This window comes from Amycolatopsis sp. NPDC005961, assembly GCF_040629235.1.
In the GTDB taxonomy this organism is placed as follows: domain Bacteria; phylum Actinomycetota; class Actinomycetes; order Mycobacteriales; family Pseudonocardiaceae; genus Amycolatopsis; species Amycolatopsis camponoti.
On record NZ_JBEXVF010000068.1, the window covers coordinates 1 to 16,150 of the forward strand.

The 16,150-nt window shown below is 70.1% G+C and carries 19 protein-coding genes and 1 pseudogene; 14 read left to right on the forward strand and 6 right to left on the reverse strand.

The window, feature by feature from the left end; translation table 11 throughout:
* The 4 genes from ABZ342_RS39340 to ABZ342_RS39355 form a co-directional block, all read left to right on the forward strand.
* On the forward strand, positions 1 to 430 hold a 430-nt coding region (locus tag ABZ342_RS39340), incomplete at its 5' end, for a threonine/serine exporter family protein (RefSeq protein WP_360484342.1).
* Between the two features lie 82 nt (positions 431 to 512).
* Complete coding sequence (locus ABZ342_RS39345) at positions 513 to 1,955, forward strand: trehalose-6-phosphate synthase (RefSeq protein ID WP_155547713.1); 1,443 nt, start codon at positions 513 to 515, stop codon at positions 1,953 to 1,955.
* 35 nt (positions 1,956 to 1,990) lie between these two features.
* Complete coding sequence (gene otsB, locus ABZ342_RS39350; protein WP_360484346.1) at positions 1,991 to 4,525, forward strand: trehalose-phosphatase; 2,535 nt, start codon at positions 1,991 to 1,993, stop codon at positions 4,523 to 4,525.
* A gap of 85 nt (positions 4,526 to 4,610) precedes the next feature.
* Positions 4,611 to 5,138 carry a hypothetical protein gene (locus ABZ342_RS39355; protein WP_360484349.1) on the forward strand — a complete coding sequence of 176 codons (528 nt, stop codon included), beginning with the start codon at positions 4,611 to 4,613 and terminating at the stop codon, positions 5,136 to 5,138.
* On the opposite strand, the gene ABZ342_RS39360 is transcribed toward ABZ342_RS39355, so the two are convergent.
* Positions 5,116 to 5,355, reverse strand: coding sequence for a DUF397 domain-containing protein (locus ABZ342_RS39360; protein WP_360484352.1), 240 nt, complete (start codon positions 5,353 to 5,355; stop codon positions 5,116 to 5,118). The two genes, ABZ342_RS39355 and ABZ342_RS39360, sit on opposite strands and share 23 nt — an antisense overlap.
* A 14-nt stretch (positions 5,356 to 5,369) precedes the next feature.
* Positions 5,370 to 6,188, reverse strand: coding sequence for a helix-turn-helix transcriptional regulator (locus ABZ342_RS39365; RefSeq protein WP_360484355.1), 819 nt, complete (start codon positions 6,186 to 6,188; stop codon positions 5,370 to 5,372).
* 119 nt (positions 6,189 to 6,307) lie between these two features.
* Between ABZ342_RS39365 and ABZ342_RS39370 the strand changes: the two genes are divergently transcribed.
* Together ABZ342_RS39370 and ABZ342_RS39375 are read left to right on the forward strand one after the other, a co-directional pair.
* Positions 6,308 to 6,874, forward strand: a complete 567-nt coding sequence (locus ABZ342_RS39370; protein WP_360484358.1) for a helix-turn-helix domain-containing protein — start codon at positions 6,308 to 6,310, stop codon at positions 6,872 to 6,874.
* 18 nt (positions 6,875 to 6,892) lie between these two features.
* Positions 6,893 to 8,176 (forward strand): alpha/beta hydrolase, encoded by a 1,284-nt coding sequence (locus ABZ342_RS39375; RefSeq protein ID WP_360484361.1) that lies wholly within the window; start codon positions 6,893 to 6,895, stop codon positions 8,174 to 8,176.
* On the opposite strand, the gene ABZ342_RS39380 is transcribed toward ABZ342_RS39375, so the two are convergent.
* A complete protein-coding gene (locus ABZ342_RS39380) occupies positions 8,173 to 8,766 on the reverse strand; it encodes a C39 family peptidase (RefSeq protein WP_155547718.1) in 594 nt (197 codons plus the stop codon). The genes ABZ342_RS39375 and ABZ342_RS39380 overlap by 4 nt on opposite strands.
* A 96-nt stretch (positions 8,767 to 8,862) precedes the next feature.
* Positions 8,863 to 9,234, reverse strand: a complete 372-nt coding sequence (locus ABZ342_RS39385; RefSeq protein WP_360484364.1) for a hypothetical protein — start codon at positions 9,232 to 9,234, stop codon at positions 8,863 to 8,865.
* 65 nt (positions 9,235 to 9,299) lie between these two features.
* On the opposite strand from ABZ342_RS39385, the gene ABZ342_RS39390 reads away from it, so the two are divergent.
* Positions 9,300 to 9,893 (forward strand): sigma-70 family RNA polymerase sigma factor, encoded by a 594-nt coding sequence (locus tag ABZ342_RS39390; RefSeq protein ID WP_360484367.1) that lies wholly within the window; start codon positions 9,300 to 9,302, stop codon positions 9,891 to 9,893.
* Complete coding sequence (locus ABZ342_RS39395; protein ID WP_360484370.1) at positions 9,886 to 11,037, forward strand: hypothetical protein; 1,152 nt, start codon at positions 9,886 to 9,888, stop codon at positions 11,035 to 11,037. Before ABZ342_RS39390 ends, ABZ342_RS39395 begins: the two co-directional genes overlap by 8 nt.
* On the opposite strand, the gene radA is transcribed toward ABZ342_RS39395, so the two are convergent.
* The gene (gene radA / locus ABZ342_RS39400) at positions 11,038 to 12,396 is read right to left on the reverse strand and encodes a DNA repair protein RadA (protein WP_155547721.1); all 1,359 of its coding nucleotides are present in this window, start codon (positions 12,394 to 12,396) and stop codon (positions 11,038 to 11,040) included.
* Positions 12,397 to 12,435: 39 nt separating this feature from the next.
* Positions 12,436 to 13,119: a hypothetical protein gene (locus tag ABZ342_RS39405; RefSeq protein WP_360484375.1), complete on the reverse strand. Its 684-nt coding sequence runs from the start codon at positions 13,117 to 13,119 to the stop codon at positions 12,436 to 12,438.
* A gap of 275 nt (positions 13,120 to 13,394) precedes the next feature.
* On the opposite strand from ABZ342_RS39405, the gene ABZ342_RS39410 reads away from it, so the two are divergent.
* From ABZ342_RS39410 to ABZ342_RS39435, 6 genes and pseudogenes are all read left to right on the forward strand, one after another.
* A complete protein-coding gene (locus ABZ342_RS39410) occupies positions 13,395 to 13,886 on the forward strand; it encodes a CarD family transcriptional regulator (RefSeq protein ID WP_004559016.1) in 492 nt (163 codons plus the stop codon).
* A gap of 52 nt (positions 13,887 to 13,938) precedes the next feature.
* On the forward strand, positions 13,939 to 14,568 hold the full coding sequence (locus ABZ342_RS39415) for a 2-C-methyl-D-erythritol 4-phosphate cytidylyltransferase (protein WP_360484378.1): 630 nt from the start codon (positions 13,939 to 13,941) through the stop codon (positions 14,566 to 14,568).
* Positions 14,565 to 15,032 carry a 2-C-methyl-D-erythritol 2,4-cyclodiphosphate synthase gene (gene ispF / locus ABZ342_RS39420; RefSeq protein ID WP_360484381.1) on the forward strand — a complete coding sequence of 156 codons (468 nt, stop codon included), beginning with the start codon at positions 14,565 to 14,567 and terminating at the stop codon, positions 15,030 to 15,032. The genes ABZ342_RS39415 and ispF overlap by 4 nt, the downstream gene beginning before the upstream one ends.
* Positions 15,033 to 15,049: 17 nt before the next feature.
* Positions 15,050 to 15,163: pseudogene (locus ABZ342_RS39425) on the forward strand (2-C-methyl-D-erythritol 2,4-cyclodiphosphate synthase); the annotation flags it as partial.
* Between the two features lie 180 nt (positions 15,164 to 15,343).
* Complete coding sequence (locus ABZ342_RS39430; RefSeq protein ID WP_360484384.1) at positions 15,344 to 15,739, forward strand: PPOX class F420-dependent oxidoreductase; 396 nt, start codon at positions 15,344 to 15,346, stop codon at positions 15,737 to 15,739.
* A gap of 10 nt (positions 15,740 to 15,749) precedes the next feature.
* Positions 15,750 to 16,136, forward strand: a complete 387-nt coding sequence (locus tag ABZ342_RS39435) for a PPOX class F420-dependent oxidoreductase (protein WP_360484387.1) — start codon at positions 15,750 to 15,752, stop codon at positions 16,134 to 16,136.
* Positions 16,137 to 16,150: the final 14 nt, after the last annotated feature.

The window sequence follows — 16,150 nt, forward strand, 5'->3', positions numbered from 1 at the left end:
CAAGATGCGCGCGATGCTGGTCGCGGCGGCCGCCGGCACCATCGGCGCCGCCGTCTACGGCGCGCTCATGCTGTCCCAGCTCGACGGCGTCAGCTCGTCCGCGATCGCCGCCACGCTCGTCGGTTTCTGCGGTGGCGTGCTCGCGCGACGACTCGGCGTTACTCCACTGGTGGTCGCCGTGTCCGGGATCACTCCCCTGCTTCCAGGCCTCTCGACCTACCGTGGTCTGTATCAGATCGGGGTCGAGCCCGGCGGGAACATCTCGACGCTCATGACGGCCGTCGCTATCGGGCTTGCGCTGGCAGCGGGCGTGGTACTCGGCGAATGGCTCGCCCAACCGGTACGGACCGGCTTGGGCAGGCTCGAGCGCCGGTTCGCCGGACCACGCATGGCTGGTCCGCTCGAAGCGGCCGATCGACGCTTGGAGTAACCCGACGGTCACCGGCTGTTCATCGGTCACGCGATAGGGTTTCACTCTGGGGCCGCGACCCAGGACGCGAGGAGCAGCAGCTGTGAGTGACCAGAAGGAGAACGGGAACCAGGCCGACTTCGTCGTGGTGGCGAACCGGCTACCGGTCGACTTGGAACGCAGCACCGACGGCGAGCGCCGGTGGACGGCGAGCCCGGGTGGCCTGGTGTCGGCCCTCGAGCCGTTCCTGCGGTCGAGGAAGGGCGCCTGGGTCGGCTGGCCGGGCATCCCGGACGTCGACGTCGACGAGTTCGACGACGACGGCCTGGTGCTGCACCCCGTCTCGCTGAGCGCCGACGAGGTCCGCGACTACTACGAGGGCTTCTCCAACGCGACGCTCTGGCCGCTCTACCACGACGTCGTCGAGCGCCCGGTGTTCGACCGGGTGTGGTGGAACAGCTACGTCAAGGTGAACCAGCGGTTCGCGAAGGCCAGCGCCGAGGTCGCCGCACCGGGCGCGACCGTCTGGATCCAGGACTACCAGCTCCAGCTGGTGCCGGCGATGCTGCGCGAGCTCAGACCGGACCTGCGCATCGGCTTCTTCCTGCACATCCCGTTCCCGCCGGTCGAGCTGTTCATGCAGATGCCGTGGCGCGCCGCGATCATCCGCGGCCTCACCGGCGCCGACCTCGTCGGCTTCCACCGCCCCGGCGGGGCGCAGAACTTCCTCTGGCTGTGCCGTCAGCTGATCGGCCTCGAGTCGACGCGCGGCGCGGTCGGCGTCCGGTCGCGGCCGGGCACCATGCAGGTCGGCGACCGGACCGTCCGGGTCGGCGCCTTCCCCATCTCCATCGACGCCGCCGGGCTCGACACCCTCGCCCGCACGAAGGGTGTCCAGGAGCGGGCCGCGCAGCTGCGGCGCGACCTCGGCAACCCGAAGATCGTGATGCTCGGCGTCGACCGCCTCGACTACACCAAGGGCATCGACCTGCGCCTGCAAGCGCTCCACGAGCTGCTCCACGAGGGCAGGCTGCAGCCGGACGACGTCACGTTCGTCCAGCTCGCCACCCCCAGCCGCGAGCGCGTCGAGCACTACCAGCGGATGCGCGGCGAGATCGAGCAGATGGTCGGCCGGATCAACGGCGAGTTCTCCCGCGTCGGCCACCCGGTCGTGCACTACCTGCACCAATCGGTCGACCGCACCGAGCTGGCCGCTTTCTTCACCGCGGCGGACGTCATGGTCGTGACGCCGCTGCGTGACGGGATGAACCTCGTCTGCAAGGAGTACGTCGCGGCCCGGCACGACCTCGGGGGCGCGCTCGTGCTGAGCGAGTTCGCCGGCGCGGCCGCCGAGCTCTCTAGCGCATTCCTCGTCAACCCTCACGACCTGGACGGGGTGAAGGACGCTCTGGTGGCTGCCATTACGCTCGACCCGGCTGAGGGCCGTCGCCGGATGCGCGCCATGCGTCGCCAGGTCCTCACTCATGACGTCGATCGATGGGCGCGCTCGTTCCTCCAAGCTCTGGGTGCCGAAGCGGTCGACTGAAATAGTCCCGACCATGCACGAGCTCCCGAGGAGGAGTGTTGACTGCCGAGGCCCTGCCCGCCGAGTTGCGGCGCGCGATCGTCCAGATCGCCCGTACTCCGCGTCTGCTGGTCGCTTGCGACTACGACGGCACGCTGGCACCCATCACGCTCAACCCGGACGAGGCACGCCCGCTGCCCGAGTCCGTCGGGGCCCTCAGATCGCTCGCCGGTCTGCACGAGACCACCACGGCGGTCATCTCCGGTCGCGCCCTGCGTGACCTCGCCACGCTGTCGCGGCTGCCGTCCGAGGTGAACCTCGTCGGCAGCCACGGCTCGGAGTTCGACATCGGCTTCATCCACGCCCTCGACGAGAAGGCGCGGGAGCTGCACCGACGGCTCGAGTCCGAGCTCGAACAGCTCGTGCTGGACGTCCCGGGCGTGTCCCTGGAGGTCAAGCCGGCGAGCATCGCGGTGCACGTGCGCCGCGCCGAGCACGAGGCCGGCCGGCGCGTGCTCGCGGCCGTCCACTCCGGACCGTCCACATGGGACGGCGTGTCGACCACCGACGGCAAGGAGGTGGTCGAGCTCGCGGTCGTCCAGACGGACAAGGGACGCGCGCTCGACATCCTCCGCCACCAGGTCGGCGCCACCGCGGCGATCTTCCTCGGCGACGACGTCACCGACGAGAAGGCCTTCGCCCGCCTCTCCGGCCCCGACCTGGGCATCAAGGTCGGCGACGGCGAGACGCTGGCCGGCTACCGCGTGCCCGACACCGTCGACGTCGCGCTGGTCCTCGGCTTCCTGCTGGAAGAGCGGCGCAACTGGCTCTACGGCGAGTCGGCGCCGCCGATCGAGCGGCTGTCGATGCTGGCCAACGAGCGCTCGGTCGCGCTGTTGACGCCGGACGCCAAGCTCACCTGGCTCTGCCACCCTGGCCCGGACGCGCCCGCGGTATTCGCCGACCTGCTCGGCGGCGAGGGCGCGGGCCACTTCTCCATCAAGCCGCACCGCAACGGCCTCCCGCTCGGCCAGCGCTACCTGCCGAACACGATGACGGTCGAGACGCGCTGGTCGCGCCTGCTCGTCACCGACTACCTCGAGCCGGAGAGCCCGCAGCACCGGACGGACCTCGTCCGCGTCATCTCGGGCGAGGCGGTGGCGAGCGTCAAGTTCGCGCCGCGCCCGGAGTTCGGCGGTGTGCCGGTGAAGCTGGAGATCGTCGAGGGCGGCCTGCGGGTGCTCGGCACGTCGGAGCCGTTCGTGCTCTACTCGCCGGGCGTCGAGTGGACCCTCACCTCCGACGGCCTGCACGACACCGCGACCGCGCTCGTGCAGCCGACGCCGACCCAGCCGGTGGTGCTGGAGCTGCGCTGCGGCACCACGGACCTCGGCGACCACGAACTGTCCGAAGTGGAACGCCGCGACCGCGCGGGCCGCTACTGGAGCGAGTGGACGGCGAAGCTGCAGCTGCCGAAGGTGCAGACCGACCTGGTGCTGCGCTCGGCGCTGACCCTGCGCGGCCTGGTCAACACCGACACCGGCGGCGTGCTCGCCGCGGCGACGTCGTCGCTGCCGGAGGAGATCGGCGGCGTCCGCAACTGGGACTACCGCTACTGCTGGATCCGCGACGCCGCGATGACCGTGCGGGAGCTCGCGCACCTGGGCTCGGTCGACGAGGCCGAGGGCTACCTCAAGTGGCTGCACGGCGTGCTCGCGACGCTGGCCGGCCCCGAGCGGCTGCACCCGCTGTACACCCTGTCCGGCGGCGTGATCGGCGCGGAAGCGGTCATCGAGTCGCTGCCCGGTTATGCCGGTTCTCGCCCCGTTCGCGTCGGCAACCTCGCGAACCACCAGGTCCAGCTGGACGTCTTCGGCCCGGTCGTCGAGCTGGTCGGCACCCTGGCCGCGGCGCGCGGCGAGCTGCGCGACGAAGACTGGCAGATGGTCCGCGCGATGGCGGAAGCCGTGACGCGGCGCTGGAACGAGCCCGACCACGGGATCTGGGAGGAGCGGCACGTGCCGCGCCACCGGGTCTACTCCCGCGTCATGTGCTGGGTGACCATCGACCGCGCGGTCAAGCTCGGCGAGCAGTACGGCCGGGGCGTGCCGGGCGCGTGGCCCACCCTGCGCGACGAGATCAAGAACGACGTCCTCGAGCACGGCTGGAACGACGAGGTCCAGGCCTTCACCACGGCCTACGACGGCACGGACCTCGACGCGGCCTCGCTGTTCGTCGGGCTCACCGGCCTGATCGACCCGGCCGACGAGCGCTTCCAGCAGACGGTGACCGCGATCGAGGCGGAGCTGCGGAGTGGGTCCACTGTGTACCGTTACCGCCGCGACGACGGCCTCCCGGGCGGCGAGGGCGGCTTCCACATCTGCGCGGCTTGGCTGATCGAGGCGTACCTGCTCACCGGGCGGCGCACCGAGGCGCAGGAGCTGTTCGACCAGATCGTCGCGGCCGCCGGCCCGACGGGGCTGCTGCCCGAGCAGTACGACCCCATCGCCGAACGGTCCCTCGGCAATCATCCGCAGGCCTATTCGCACATCGGGCTGATCCGGTGCGCCAACTTGCTGGCGGCGGGCTAGCCCTTTCGGTCCGAACTGACGTCAAGGCCACCTTGCGAGCGTCCGACGCCCGTAAGGTGGCCTTGACGGCGTTCGGAGGTGGTGGATGCAGGGAACGTTCGGACAGGTCGAGTTCGTGCCGCTGCCGCCCCGGTTCGCCGACCGCGTGCGGTGGGGCTCGGTGGTCGTCGGGTGCTCGATGATCGCCGCGATGGTGCTGCTCTTCGGGCTCACGACGTTCCTGCAGGGCATCGTCCACGGCCACGCCTTCCCGGACGCGCTGGTCGGCAAGGCGGCGACGGTGCTGCCCCCGCTGGGCGTGCTGGCGATCGCGGTGCTGGTGCTGAGCAGCCGCCGGTGCCTGCGCGGGAACTACCTGGTGGTCGCCAGCGCGGCGTCGGCGCGCAACGCGCTCGTGTTCACGTACGTGCTGACGCTCGTGCTGATTCTCGGGTCGTTCGCGGTCCCGATCGTGTTCCGGGTGTGGCACGACAACCCGCGGTTGCGGGCCCCGGACCTGCTCACGACGTTCTCGACGCTCGCCTTCGCCACCATGGGTTTCCTGGTGGGGATGTTCTACGTGCGGCCGTCGGTGCAGACGCTCCGGAAGTTCAGCGATCACCCGATTTGGTGAGGAAAGCCGACCAGGCGGCCGGGGTCAGGTGGAGTTCGCCCGCGGGCGCCTTGGAGTCCCGCACGGCGACGGGCGCACCGAACGCGACCTCGACGCAGTCACTGCCTGCGCCATCACCGCTGTAGCTGCTCTTCAGCCACGCGACCTCGACACAATCGCTGCCCTGGCCGCTGCCGCTGTAGCTGCTCTTGAACCACCGTGCGTCTACAGTGGACATCGCAGCCTCCCCGCTCAGAGCCGTTCGATCAGCGCGATCGAATCCTCCGCATCCAAGGCCCGATCGGCGAAATCCTTGAACGCCAGCTTAGCAGCGGAGACCTCACTCTCCTTTTCCACGTGAATCGAGCCAAAGATGTGCTCCACGTAGGCGATATCCGGCTCCTCGGCATCTTCGAAGCTCGCGACGATGAGGTTCCCGAACTGCCCGTCGTAGGCACCCACGTCTTCCGGCACCACCTGCAGCGTCACGTTCGGCAGCCGAGCCCGCTCGACCAGGTGCCGCAGCTGCTCCTCCTGGTCCGCCCGTCCGAGGATCGGCTTCCGGATCGCGTGCTCGTCGATGATCGCGTGGTACTTCAGGATGGGCGCGTCGGTGAGGCGCAACTGCCGCAGCAGTCGCACGGTGACCTCGTTTTCCAGCACCTTCGGCTTCATCGGCCGCCGCCCCGCCGCGAAGACCTCGCGCATGTACGCCTCGGTCTGCAGCAGTCCGGGGATGTAACCGAACTGGAAGACCTTCACCTTGCTCGCCTCGGCCTCGATCGGCAGGAACCCGCGGTTGCCCACGCCGTAGTGGTGCCACCAGCCTTTCTCCTTGGCGCGGTCGTAGGCGGAGATGTACTCGCCCCAGTCCGAGACGACCACGTTGTACCGGTCCAGCAGCGCGCGGAAGTCGTGGTACGGCGGCAGGTACCCCATCTCGATCCGCGACATCTTGCTCGTCGACATGCGCAGCGGCGCGCCGGCTTCGTCCTGGGTCATGCCGAGCCGTTCGCGCATGCGCTTGAGCTGGCGCCCCATCTGCCGGGCGGGCAGGTTCGGCTCACCCACGACGTCTGACCCCTCGGAACCACATGGGCACGGATAGTAAGGCCCGGGTCTGACAATCTGGGATTCCCGCGTGCAGAGATTTCTTTGCACAACTTTCTTTGCACGGCTACAGTGGCGTCATGACCAGCGCTCCACCACCGGAAGAGCTCGACCCGGACGCCCTCAAGGCCGTCACGCACCCGCTGCGTCGGCGGATACTCGGCGTGTTGTCGGCCGGGCCGGCGACAGCCACGAAGCTCGCCCAAGCCCTGGGCGAGAACAGCGGCGCGACCAGCTACCACCTGCGGGAGCTGGCGCGGTTCGGGTTCGTCGAGGACGTCCCGGAGCTCGCGCGGGGCAAGGAACGGTGGTGGCGGACGCGGCCGCGGGACATCCGCTGGCCGCGCCGCAGCGAGCAGAGCGCCGAATCCCGGGTGCTGTTCGACGACATGCAGCGCCAGGGGTTCGAGGAAGACCTCGCGAAGCTCAGCCGGTTCGCGGAACAGCGGGAGGAGCTGCCCGGCGACTGGCCGGACGCGCTGTTCTACGCGCGTGGCGGCACCTGGCTCACCGCCGAGGAGCTGAAGCAGTTCTGGGACGACTACATGGAGCTGTTCCGCCGGTACTGGCGAGCCGAGGACGACCGGTCACCGGAAGCGCGGCGCGTGCTCGTGCGCCTGCTCGCGTTCCCGGAACCAGGGGAATGACATGACAGGGGATCTCGTATGCGAAGAGGGGCTCTACTACTGGCCGGGGTGATCCTGGCTCTTTCGGCGCCACCGGCATCGGCGGCGGACAGCTCGGAGGTGACGTTCACGAACGGCGGGGTGACGTTGCACGGCACGGTCGTCGCACTGCCCGGGGGAACGAAACTGCCGGGCCTGGTGATGATCCACGGCTCGGGGGCACACAGCCGGGAGGACTACCGCGAGCAGGCGGAAGCCTTTGCGCGGCAAGGCATCGCGACGCTGATCTACGACAAGCGCACCGAGGGCTACACGCAGTTCTCGCGCTCGTATACGACACTGGCGGACGACGCTTTGGCGGCGGTGGAGGTGCTGCGGACGCGGGCGGACGTCGATCCGTCGCGGGTCGGCGTGTGGGGGTTGAGCGAAGGCGGCTGGGTGGCGCCGCTGGCGGCGTCTCGTTCCGCGCACGTCGCCTTCGTCGTGACGCTGGGGGCGAACGGCGTCGAACCGTCGCGGCAGCAGGCGTGGGCGATCGAGAACCAGTTGCGGCGCTTGGGGATGGACGGGTCGATGGTGCGGATGGCGTCGTCGACGATGATGCGTCAGCTCGTCGGCGGCGGCGTGTTCCCGGAGGCGCACCACGACCCGGTGGCGGTGCTGAAGAGCCTGCGTCAGCCGGTGCTCGGGTTGTGGGGCGCGAAGGACGTCCTGACGCCGCCGGGTGAAGCGGTGCCGATCTTCCGGGATTCGTTGCAGCACTACACGTTGCGGGTCTTCCCGGACGCGCAGCACCAGCTGCGCCGCACCACGGACGGCTACGACAAGCTGCCCGGGTACGCACCGGGGTACCTGGAACTGGTGGGCACGTGGGTGAACCACCCGCCTGCCGCGTCTTCCGCCGACGCGCCGCCGCCGCAGGACCGGCCGAGCTTCGTGGTCACGCCGCTGGCTTGGTACGAGTCGACGTGGCTGCAGCTCGCCGTCCTGGTGTTCTTGCTGGTGGCGTTCGGCTTCGGACTGGGCAGGGGCGCGGCCCGCCCGGCCCGCTGGCTGGCGGCGACCGGGTTGCTCACGGTGGTGGGCTTCCTGGTCGTGGACGTGCTGATCCAGGTGACGCTGGGCCGGAACCTGGGCCCGGTTCTCGCGGGACGGCCGTTGCCGTGGCTGGCACTGCAGCTGCTGTCGTTGGGCGCGGTGGCCGCCACCATCGGCACGGCGGTGGCGTGGTGGCGGCACCGAACCCCGCGGCTCGGCGTGCTCCTGGCCGGCGGCGTGGTGTTCGTCCCCTGGGCGGTTTATTGGGGACTGCTGGGGATCTAGGCGGAGTAGCCCTTCGGCGGGATCAGCGTCGCGAGCTGGTTGAAGCTCAGCCAGTAGATCTGGTTCCCGCCGAAGCTCGCCGGGTCGGCGATCTTGACGGTCATGTCCGAGCTGTCGTACCCGATGATCGTGAAGTAGTGGTAGATCGTGTAGTTCGGGTAGCCGGGCGGGTGGTTGTTCGCGGGCGCGACGATGTTGGCGACGATCGCGTAGCCGTTGTTGATGTCGAGGGTGATGTCCCGCCAGAGCAGGTCGCGCTGGGCTTGGGTGGGCGGGTCGTTCGGCATTTCCTTGGTCTCGTACCAGGAGGTGCCGAGGTCGGAGTTCAGGACGCCGGTGACCTGCCCGACCCAGTCGGTGCCGTTGGTGGTGGTGCCGAGCTGGGAGGCGAGTGTGCCCTGGCTGGGCAGGTTCCCGGTCCGCGCGGACATGGCGATGCGGGTCGCGGCGGGCCCGCACCAGTACCCGGTCTGCTGGACCTGGTACTGGATGTTGAGGACGGCTTCGGTGGTGGCTTGGGCGACGGCGGGCAGGCCGACGAGCCCGAGGGTGGCGACGAGCGTGACGAATCCCAGGCGGAATCTGCGCATGACGATCCTTCCCCAGTTGTGGCGCCAGTGAGTCAACGCCTCACGAGGATGATCGGGGCCCCGGCGTGGCTTGTCTCTCACCCCGCCCCGGATGGATCACGCCGAAAGGTGGATGTCGTAGTCCTGGTGGAAGTGCTCCGGCCGCAGCGCGTCCTGCCGCAGTTCGACCAGCTCGGCCATCGCGGCCGCCGACGTGGCCAGCTCGGGATAGGTGAGAACCAGCTCGTACCCCTCGCCCCGACCGGCTCGCCACCCGGCCGGTATCTCCCTGTCGAGCACCTCGAACACGCTAGTGGCGTACCACTCGGGGGCCTGGTCGTCGTTGCGGACGAGGAAGGCCGGGCCCTTCTCGAACAGCGCGAACCCGTAGACCTCGTACTCCCGGCCCGGAGTCAGCCGGAACGTGGGCGGAGATGCACAAGCAAGGCCGTAGGCAGGCGTCACCCGCTGCCCACCGGAGTCCGCCACACATCGGATGATCACCCCGTAGGTTCGCCCGTGAACGCTCGCGGGGGCTGCGGGCAACTGGGGGCATGCAGGTGATCCACGAGGGATCGGAGATCTGGGGGCACGACCGCCCTGACCTGGGCGGAGCCGAGCCCGGGCCGGCGTTCGGCCGGCTCTTCGACGCCCATGCCGCGGCCTTGCGCCGGTACCTCGCCCGGCGGGTCGGGGCCGAACCGGCGAACGACCTCGTCGCCGAGACCTTCCTCGTCGCGCTTCGGCGCCGCGAGAGCTACCGGCCGGAGCTGGGCACCGCGCGGTCGTGGCTCTACGGCATCGCGACCAACCTGCTGCGCCACCACATCCGGTCCGAGCTGCGCGGCCTGCAGGCCACCGCGCGGCTCGCCCGCGCCGGCGACACCAGCCACGCGGCCCACGACGGCCGCGTCGCCGAGCAGGTCGACGCCCAGGTCCGGGCCGCCCAGCTCGCCGGTGCGCTGGCCAAGCTCAGCCCCGCCGATCGCGACACGCTGCTGCTCGTCTCGTGGGCCGGGCTCGAACCGGCCGAGGTCGCGGAGGCGCTCGGCATCCCGCCGGGTACCGTCCGGTCCCGGCTGCACCGGATCAGACGCTGGCTCAGGACGAACGCCCCGGCTCAAGAGGAGGTGCAGGACCTTGCGTGAAGACAACGTCCGGAAGATCTGGTCCGACGCCGAACTCGACGCGGCACTGTCGGACCTGCACGACGACGTCGATGAAGACGACGGGCTGGCCTTCTCCCGCGCGTCCCTCATGGCGGCGGCCGAGACGTACGAGACCCCACCGGCCACTCCCCGCCGCGGGACCTGGCGGTGGATCGCGGTGGCCGCGGCCGTCGTCGCGCTGGTGGGCGGGCTCGCGGTCGTGACGTCGCTGCGGACGCCGGCCCCGGAGCCGGCCCAGCCCGCCGCGACGCTCGCCGACCTCGACCGTCCGCTCGAACCCGGCGAGTTCCACTACGCGCAGAAGCTCCAATGGCTGCCGGAGAGCCTCGAAGGGCGCCCGGCGGAGATGCAGCAGTCGGTCGAGCTGTGGATCCCGGCCGACCCCACCGGCATCTGGCACCGGCGCACGAAGTGGACCGGCGCCGTTTACGGGCTCTCGTCCGATGAACAGCGGAAGGTCCGGGTGAACCTTTCGCCCTTCGACGAGTACGGCCGCGGCGGCTCGTTCCCCGGCCCCCCGAACGCGGGCGGGACGATGAATCCGACCTGGAACACGCCGTTCCAAAACTGGCTGACGCCGGACGCGGCCTTCATCGCCTCGCTCACGCCCGACCGCCGGAAGCTGATCAAGCGACTGGGCTTGGACACCATCAGCTTCCACGACTCCGGGAAAGTCCACACCGCCACGGAGTCACTCGCCATGGTGCGCAGCGTGCTGGAGACGGGCCTGGTCCGGAAGGACATCCGGTTCGGGCTGCGCGACGCGTTCGCCGAGATCACCGGCGCGTTCGTGACACCGGGACACACCTCGGACGGCCGGCCCGCCACGGTCCTCATCGCGAAGGACTCGGGCCAGCGGGTCTTCCTCGAACCGGCGACGGCGCAGCTGCTGGCCTGGGACGCCGGCCCCATGTTCACGCCGGTCACCCCCCGTAGCGAGGTGGCCGTCAGCACGTCCAAGAACCGGCCCCCGTCGAGCGGCACCGCGGGTGGGCCGACCTCGTCGAGCGACATCGGGGCTCCGCAGGCCACGACGACCGTCACCTCGGCGCCGCTGCCTCCGCAGCTGCTCCAGGTCCAGGAGACGCTGTACTCCTTCGCGATCACCCGGACCGCCGGATGATCAGCGGGCGTGGCTGGCCGCGTTCAGCGCGTCCGCGACGTTGGCCACCTCCAAGACCCGGATCCCGGCCGGCGGTTTCCCGGAGTCCGGGGGCACCAGCGCGTGCGTGAACCCGAGCCGGGCGGCCTCCGCGAGGCGGCGCGTGACGCTCGGCACCCGGCGGATCTCGCCGGCCAGCCCGACTTCGCCCACCGACACCAGCCGCGGCGACAGCGCGACGTCCTCGAACGACGACGTCAGCGCGAGCACCAGGGCCAGGTCGATGCCCGGCTCGGTGATCTTCATGCCGCCGACCGTGGCCGTGTAGACGTCCTTGTCGCCGAGCTTCAGGCCGCCGCGCTTCTCCAGCACCGCCAGGACCATCGCCACCCGAGCCGAGTCGAGCCCGCTCACCGCGCGCCTCGGCTGGGGCGCCGACGTCGACGACACCAGCGCCTGCACCTCGCCCAGCAGCGGCCGCTTGCCTTCCATCGACACCGTGATCGCCGTGCCCGGCACCGGCTCCGCCGTGCGGCTGATGAACAGCCCGGACGGGTCCGGCACCCCGACGATGCCTTCTTCCTGCAGCTCGAAGCAGCCGATCTCGTCGGACGCGCCGAACCGGTTCTTGATGCCGCGCAACATCCGCAGCGTCGAGTGCTTGTCGCCCTCGAACTGCAGCACCACGTCCACCAGGTGCTCCAGCACGCGCGGACCGGCCACCGAGCCGTCCTTCGTGACGTGACCCACCAGCACGACCGGCAGCCCGCGTTCCTTGGCCAGCGCGACCAGCCCGGACGTCACCGCGCGGACCTGCGTCACCCCGCCCGGTGAGCCCTCGACCGCCGGGGAGGCCATCGTCTGCACCGAGTCGACGATCAGCATGCCCGGCTTGACGTCGTCGACGTGCCCGAGGATCGCCGCGAGGTCGCTCTCGGCGGCCAGGTACATGCGGTCGTGGACGTTGCCCGTGCGTTCGGCGCGCAGCCGGACCTGGCCCGCGGACTCCTCGCCCGTGACGTACAGGGACCGGTCGACGGTTTTCGCCCACTGGTAGGCGACTTCGAGCAGCAGGGTCGACTTGCCGACGCCGGGCTCACCCGCGAGCAGCACCACGGCGCCGGGCACCAGGCCTCCGCCCAGCACCCGATCGAGCTCGGAGACGCCGGTGTGCCGGGCTCGCGCGGCTTCGACGTCGACCTCGCCGATCGGCCGGGCGGGTGCGCTCGGCGCTCCGGCGGCGACGCGCTGGATGGCCGGCCTCGACGGGGCGCCGCGTTCCTCGAGCGAGCCCCATTCCTGGCACTCCGGACACCGGCCCAGCCACTTGGCCGCTTCGTACCCGCAGCTCGCGCAGCGGTAGGTGGTCCCTTTCTTCACCCCGCGAGGCTATCGGCGACCACCGACAAAACCGGGGACCTACTCCTTGACGTGCGCCGGCGCCGCGATGGGCAGCTCGACGGTGACCGAGCCGGCGACCTGGAAGACGAACGTGACCTTGATGGTCTGGCCCGGCCACAGCGGCTGCTTCAGCGCGGGCAGCGTCACAGTGCCCTTGCCGACGGTCGCCGGGGCGGCGGTCGGGGTCGCGCTGGTCGACGGCGTTTCGGCCGACGAAGACGACGTCGCGGTGCCGGTGGAGCTGGTGCCCGTGGAGCTGGTGCCGGTGGCCGTCCCGGTGGCGGTCGGGGTCTCCGAAGAAGAGGACGGCGGTGTGGTCTGCACCTCGTTGGTGGACTCGACGGCGTCGTCCGGGCCGATCACCAGGGAGTGCCCGGCGACGATGGCCTTCGAGCCGCCGATGGTCGCCTGGGCGCCGTCCTCGGTCGTCACCGAGACGAGCGAGTCGTCCTGGGCGCCCTGGTTCACGATCGTCAGCGTCAGCGCCGGGGTCGCGCCGACCGGGTAGCCCGGGCCGGAAGTCGGGTACTGCACCGCGGCGTCACGCAGGACAATGGTCTTGACCTGGGCATACGTGCCGTTGACGGCGGGCTGCTGCGAGTCGGTCTGAGTGATCTGGCCGGCCCCGCACCCGGCGAGCACGAGCGCGGCACCGAGCGCCAGCACGCCCGCGCCGAGCACGCGACGATTCTGCAGCCTCACGTCGCAGTCCTTCCCTTTTCACGGCCTCGTCCCCGCGAAGACTAGCCGGGGTCGATCTCCCGCACCGAACCGGTCCGCGTTGCGCCCAAGATCAACCGTCCACAAAGGAATTCGTTGTGCCCGTTGACACCCGCCCCGGCCACCTGCGTGAGCATGGGGGTCGGACGTTTGTCAACCCCCGCCCAGGCCGCTGACCTGCGAGGACGAGTCCGGCCCGCTAGGTGGGCACTGGCGGACCGTGATAGGATGGAGTCAGCGAAAGGGGCAGAGGACACATGGTTTTCAAGGTCGGAGAGACCGTCGTCTACCCGCACCACGGTGCCGCACTCATCGAAGCCATCGAGACCCGCGTGATCAAGGGCGAGGAAAAGAAGTACCTCGTCCTCAAGGTCGCGCAAGGGGATCTCACGGTTCGCGTGCCCGCTGACAACGCCGAGATCGTAGGCGTACGCGATGTCGTCGGGCAAGAAGGACTGGACAAGGTCTTCGACGTTCTGCGTGCTCCGCACACCGAAGAGCCAACGAACTGGTCTCGTCGGTACAAGGCCAACCTCGAGAAACTCGCCTCCGGCGATGTGAACAAGGTGGCCGAAGTGGTGCGCGACCTCTGGCGGCGAGAGAAGGACCGCGGGCTTTCGGCAGGCGAGAAGCGCATGCTCGCCAAGGCGCGGCAAATTCTGGTCAGCGAGCTCGCGCTCGCGGAGGGCACCGACGAGGACAAGGCTGAAGTCCTCCTCGACGAAGTTCTGGAAACCGCGACGGTCTGAGCCCAGGGCATTCGCCCGACGGGCGGGTGAGTGCCTCTACGATCGCGAACCGATGAACGTCGTCGTGATCGTGACCGTCGCACATCATGCCTCCGACGGAGAGCTCGCTCTCACGCCGGTCCATGGTGAGGCGCTACTCACGCACACCGTGCGGGGGCTGCTCGGAGTACCGGAGATCGATCTGGTGCTCGTGGCGGCCCCCCAGCGGTGTGCTTCGTTGTTTTCGGAGGCCCTCCGTGTCTTCGAACAGCGTGGTCTCCCGTGCCGGGTCGTGCCCGGCTCGATCCGGGAGGCTTTCGCCACCGTCGAGCCCGATCTTGCCCGTGACACAGTTGTACTCCTCCACGACGCGCTGCGGGCCTTCATTCCTGCGGAAACCGTGCGTGGTGTCCTGAACGCGGTCGGTGACTCCCCTGTCGTGGTACCGGTGCTCCCGATGGCGGACACGGTGAAGGTGACCGATTCGTCCCTGATCGTGGGAACCGAGGACCGGACGCGGCTGCGCACGGCCCAGACCCCGATCGGCTACACGCTCGAGGCGTTCCTGGCGGCTTCGCCGTGGGACACGACCGGCGCGGCACTGGTGGACGGCCACCCGGACGCGATGCGCGTCACGACCGAGTTCGAACTGTCCCTGGCCGAGGCGATCGCGGCGGCACCGAAGAACGAGGAGACGCTGTGAGGATCGGCAACGGGGTCGACGTCCACCCGGTCGAAGCGGGCCGCGAGTGCTGGATGGCGGGATTGCTGTGGCCGGGAGTGGACGGTTGCGCGGGCCATTCGGACGGCGACGTGGCCGCACACGCACTGTGCGACGCACTGCTGTCGGCGGCCGGGTTGGGCGACTTGGGCGCGGTGTTCGGCACGGGCGACCCCCGGATGGACGGCGCTCACGGGGCCGACATGCTCGTGGAGGTCCGGGAGTTGATCTCCGCGGCGGGCTGGCGGGTGGGGAACGCTTCGGTCCAGATCGTCGGGAACGCGCCGCGGGTGGGGAAGCGGCGCGAAGAGGCGCAGAAGGTGCTGTCGGAGGCAGTGGGCGGCCCGGTGAGCGTGTCGGGGACGACGTCGGATGGCTTGGGGCTGACCGGGCGGGGTGAGGGGATCGCGGCCTTCGCGACGGCGCTGCTGCTGGCTCGCACGTAGTCGATCCGAGCCGCGGAATAGGCGACGGCCCGGTGAGCGCGTCCGGGACGACGTCGGACGGCTTGGGGCTGACCGGGCGCGGCGAGGGCATCGCGGCCTTCGCCACGGCGCTGCTGCTGGCTCGCACGTAGTCGATCCGAGCCGCGGAATAGGCGCCCGCCCGGTGAGCGCGTCCGGGACGACGTCGGACGGCTTGGGGCTGACCGGGCGGGGTGAGGGGATCGCGGCCTTCGCGACGGCGCTGCTGCTGGCTCGCACGTAGTCGATCCGAGCCGCGGAATAGGCGCCCGCCGGCGCCGGTTCGGCGTGATATGGCCCTCACCCTCTCGGACGCCGTCCGCGCCCTGATCGACGGGAAGAACTTCGCCACCGTCGCCACCCTGGATCCCGATGGTGGTCCGCAGACCTCTGTTGTCTGGATCGGGCTCGACGACGGCGATCTCGTCTTCAGCGCGACCGAGGATCGCCGGAAGGTCCGCAACCTGCGCCGCGACCCGCGCGCGAGCGTCTCGATCACCGACGCCGAAAACCCGTACCGACACACCCAGCTCCGCGGACGGGTCACCATCGAGCCCGACCCGGACAAGGCCCTCCCGAAGACCCTCAGCCACAAGTACCTCGCCCAGGACCCGCCGCCCGAAGGGCCCGAGACCGAGCGCGTGATCGTCCGGCTGAAAACCGACAAGATCGCCGGCAACGTGAAATAGGGTCCGGACCATGTTCAACGAAGCCACCAAGGCCCTCCTCGACGGCACCAACTACCCCGTCGTCGCCACCACGAACGCCGACGGCTCGCCGCAGACCTCCGTCGTCTGGGCCAAGCGGGACGGCGACACCGTCGTCTTCGTGACCGTCCAGGGCCGGCGCAAGGAGCGCAACATCCGGCGCGATCCGCGCGTCTCGCTCTCCGTCTTCGACCTGGCCGATCCCGAGAACTACGTCGAGATCCGCGGGCGCGCCGAGGTCACCGTCGAAGGCGGTGCCGAGCTGAACGACGAACTGGCCCGCAAGTACACCGGCACGGTGTTCCCGCCCGAGCCGCCGGAGGTCGTGCGCGTGCTCGTGCGGCTTGTTCCCGAACACATCACAGGGCATTCGGCCTGATGATCCCGTTAGGC

Excerpts from the sequence above, each read along its gene's own strand:
- ABZ342_RS39355 (WP_360484349.1), top strand. The coding sequence starts at position 4,611 with ATGCAGGGAACGTTCGGACAGGTCGAGTTCGTGCCGCTGCCGCCCCGG.
- ABZ342_RS39360 (WP_360484352.1), bottom strand. The coding sequence starts at position 5,355 with ATGTCCACTGTAGACGCACGGTGGTTCAAGAGCAGCTACAGCGGCAGC.
- ABZ342_RS39370 (WP_360484358.1), top strand. The coding sequence starts at position 6,308 with ATGACCAGCGCTCCACCACCGGAAGAGCTCGACCCGGACGCCCTCAAG.
- ABZ342_RS39375 (WP_360484361.1), top strand. The coding sequence starts at position 6,893 with ATGCGAAGAGGGGCTCTACTACTGGCCGGGGTGATCCTGGCTCTTTCG.
- ABZ342_RS39380 (WP_155547718.1), bottom strand. The coding sequence starts at position 8,766 with ATGCGCAGATTCCGCCTGGGATTCGTCACGCTCGTCGCCACCCTCGGG.
- ABZ342_RS39390 (WP_360484367.1), top strand. The coding sequence starts at position 9,300 with ATGCAGGTGATCCACGAGGGATCGGAGATCTGGGGGCACGACCGCCCT.
- ABZ342_RS39410 (WP_004559016.1), top strand. The coding sequence starts at position 13,395 with ATGGTTTTCAAGGTCGGAGAGACCGTCGTCTACCCGCACCACGGTGCC.
- ABZ342_RS39415 (WP_360484378.1), top strand. The coding sequence starts at position 13,939 with ATGAACGTCGTCGTGATCGTGACCGTCGCACATCATGCCTCCGACGGA.
- ABZ342_RS39430 (WP_360484384.1), top strand. The coding sequence starts at position 15,344 with ATGGCCCTCACCCTCTCGGACGCCGTCCGCGCCCTGATCGACGGGAAG.
- ABZ342_RS39435 (WP_360484387.1), top strand. The coding sequence starts at position 15,750 with ATGTTCAACGAAGCCACCAAGGCCCTCCTCGACGGCACCAACTACCCC.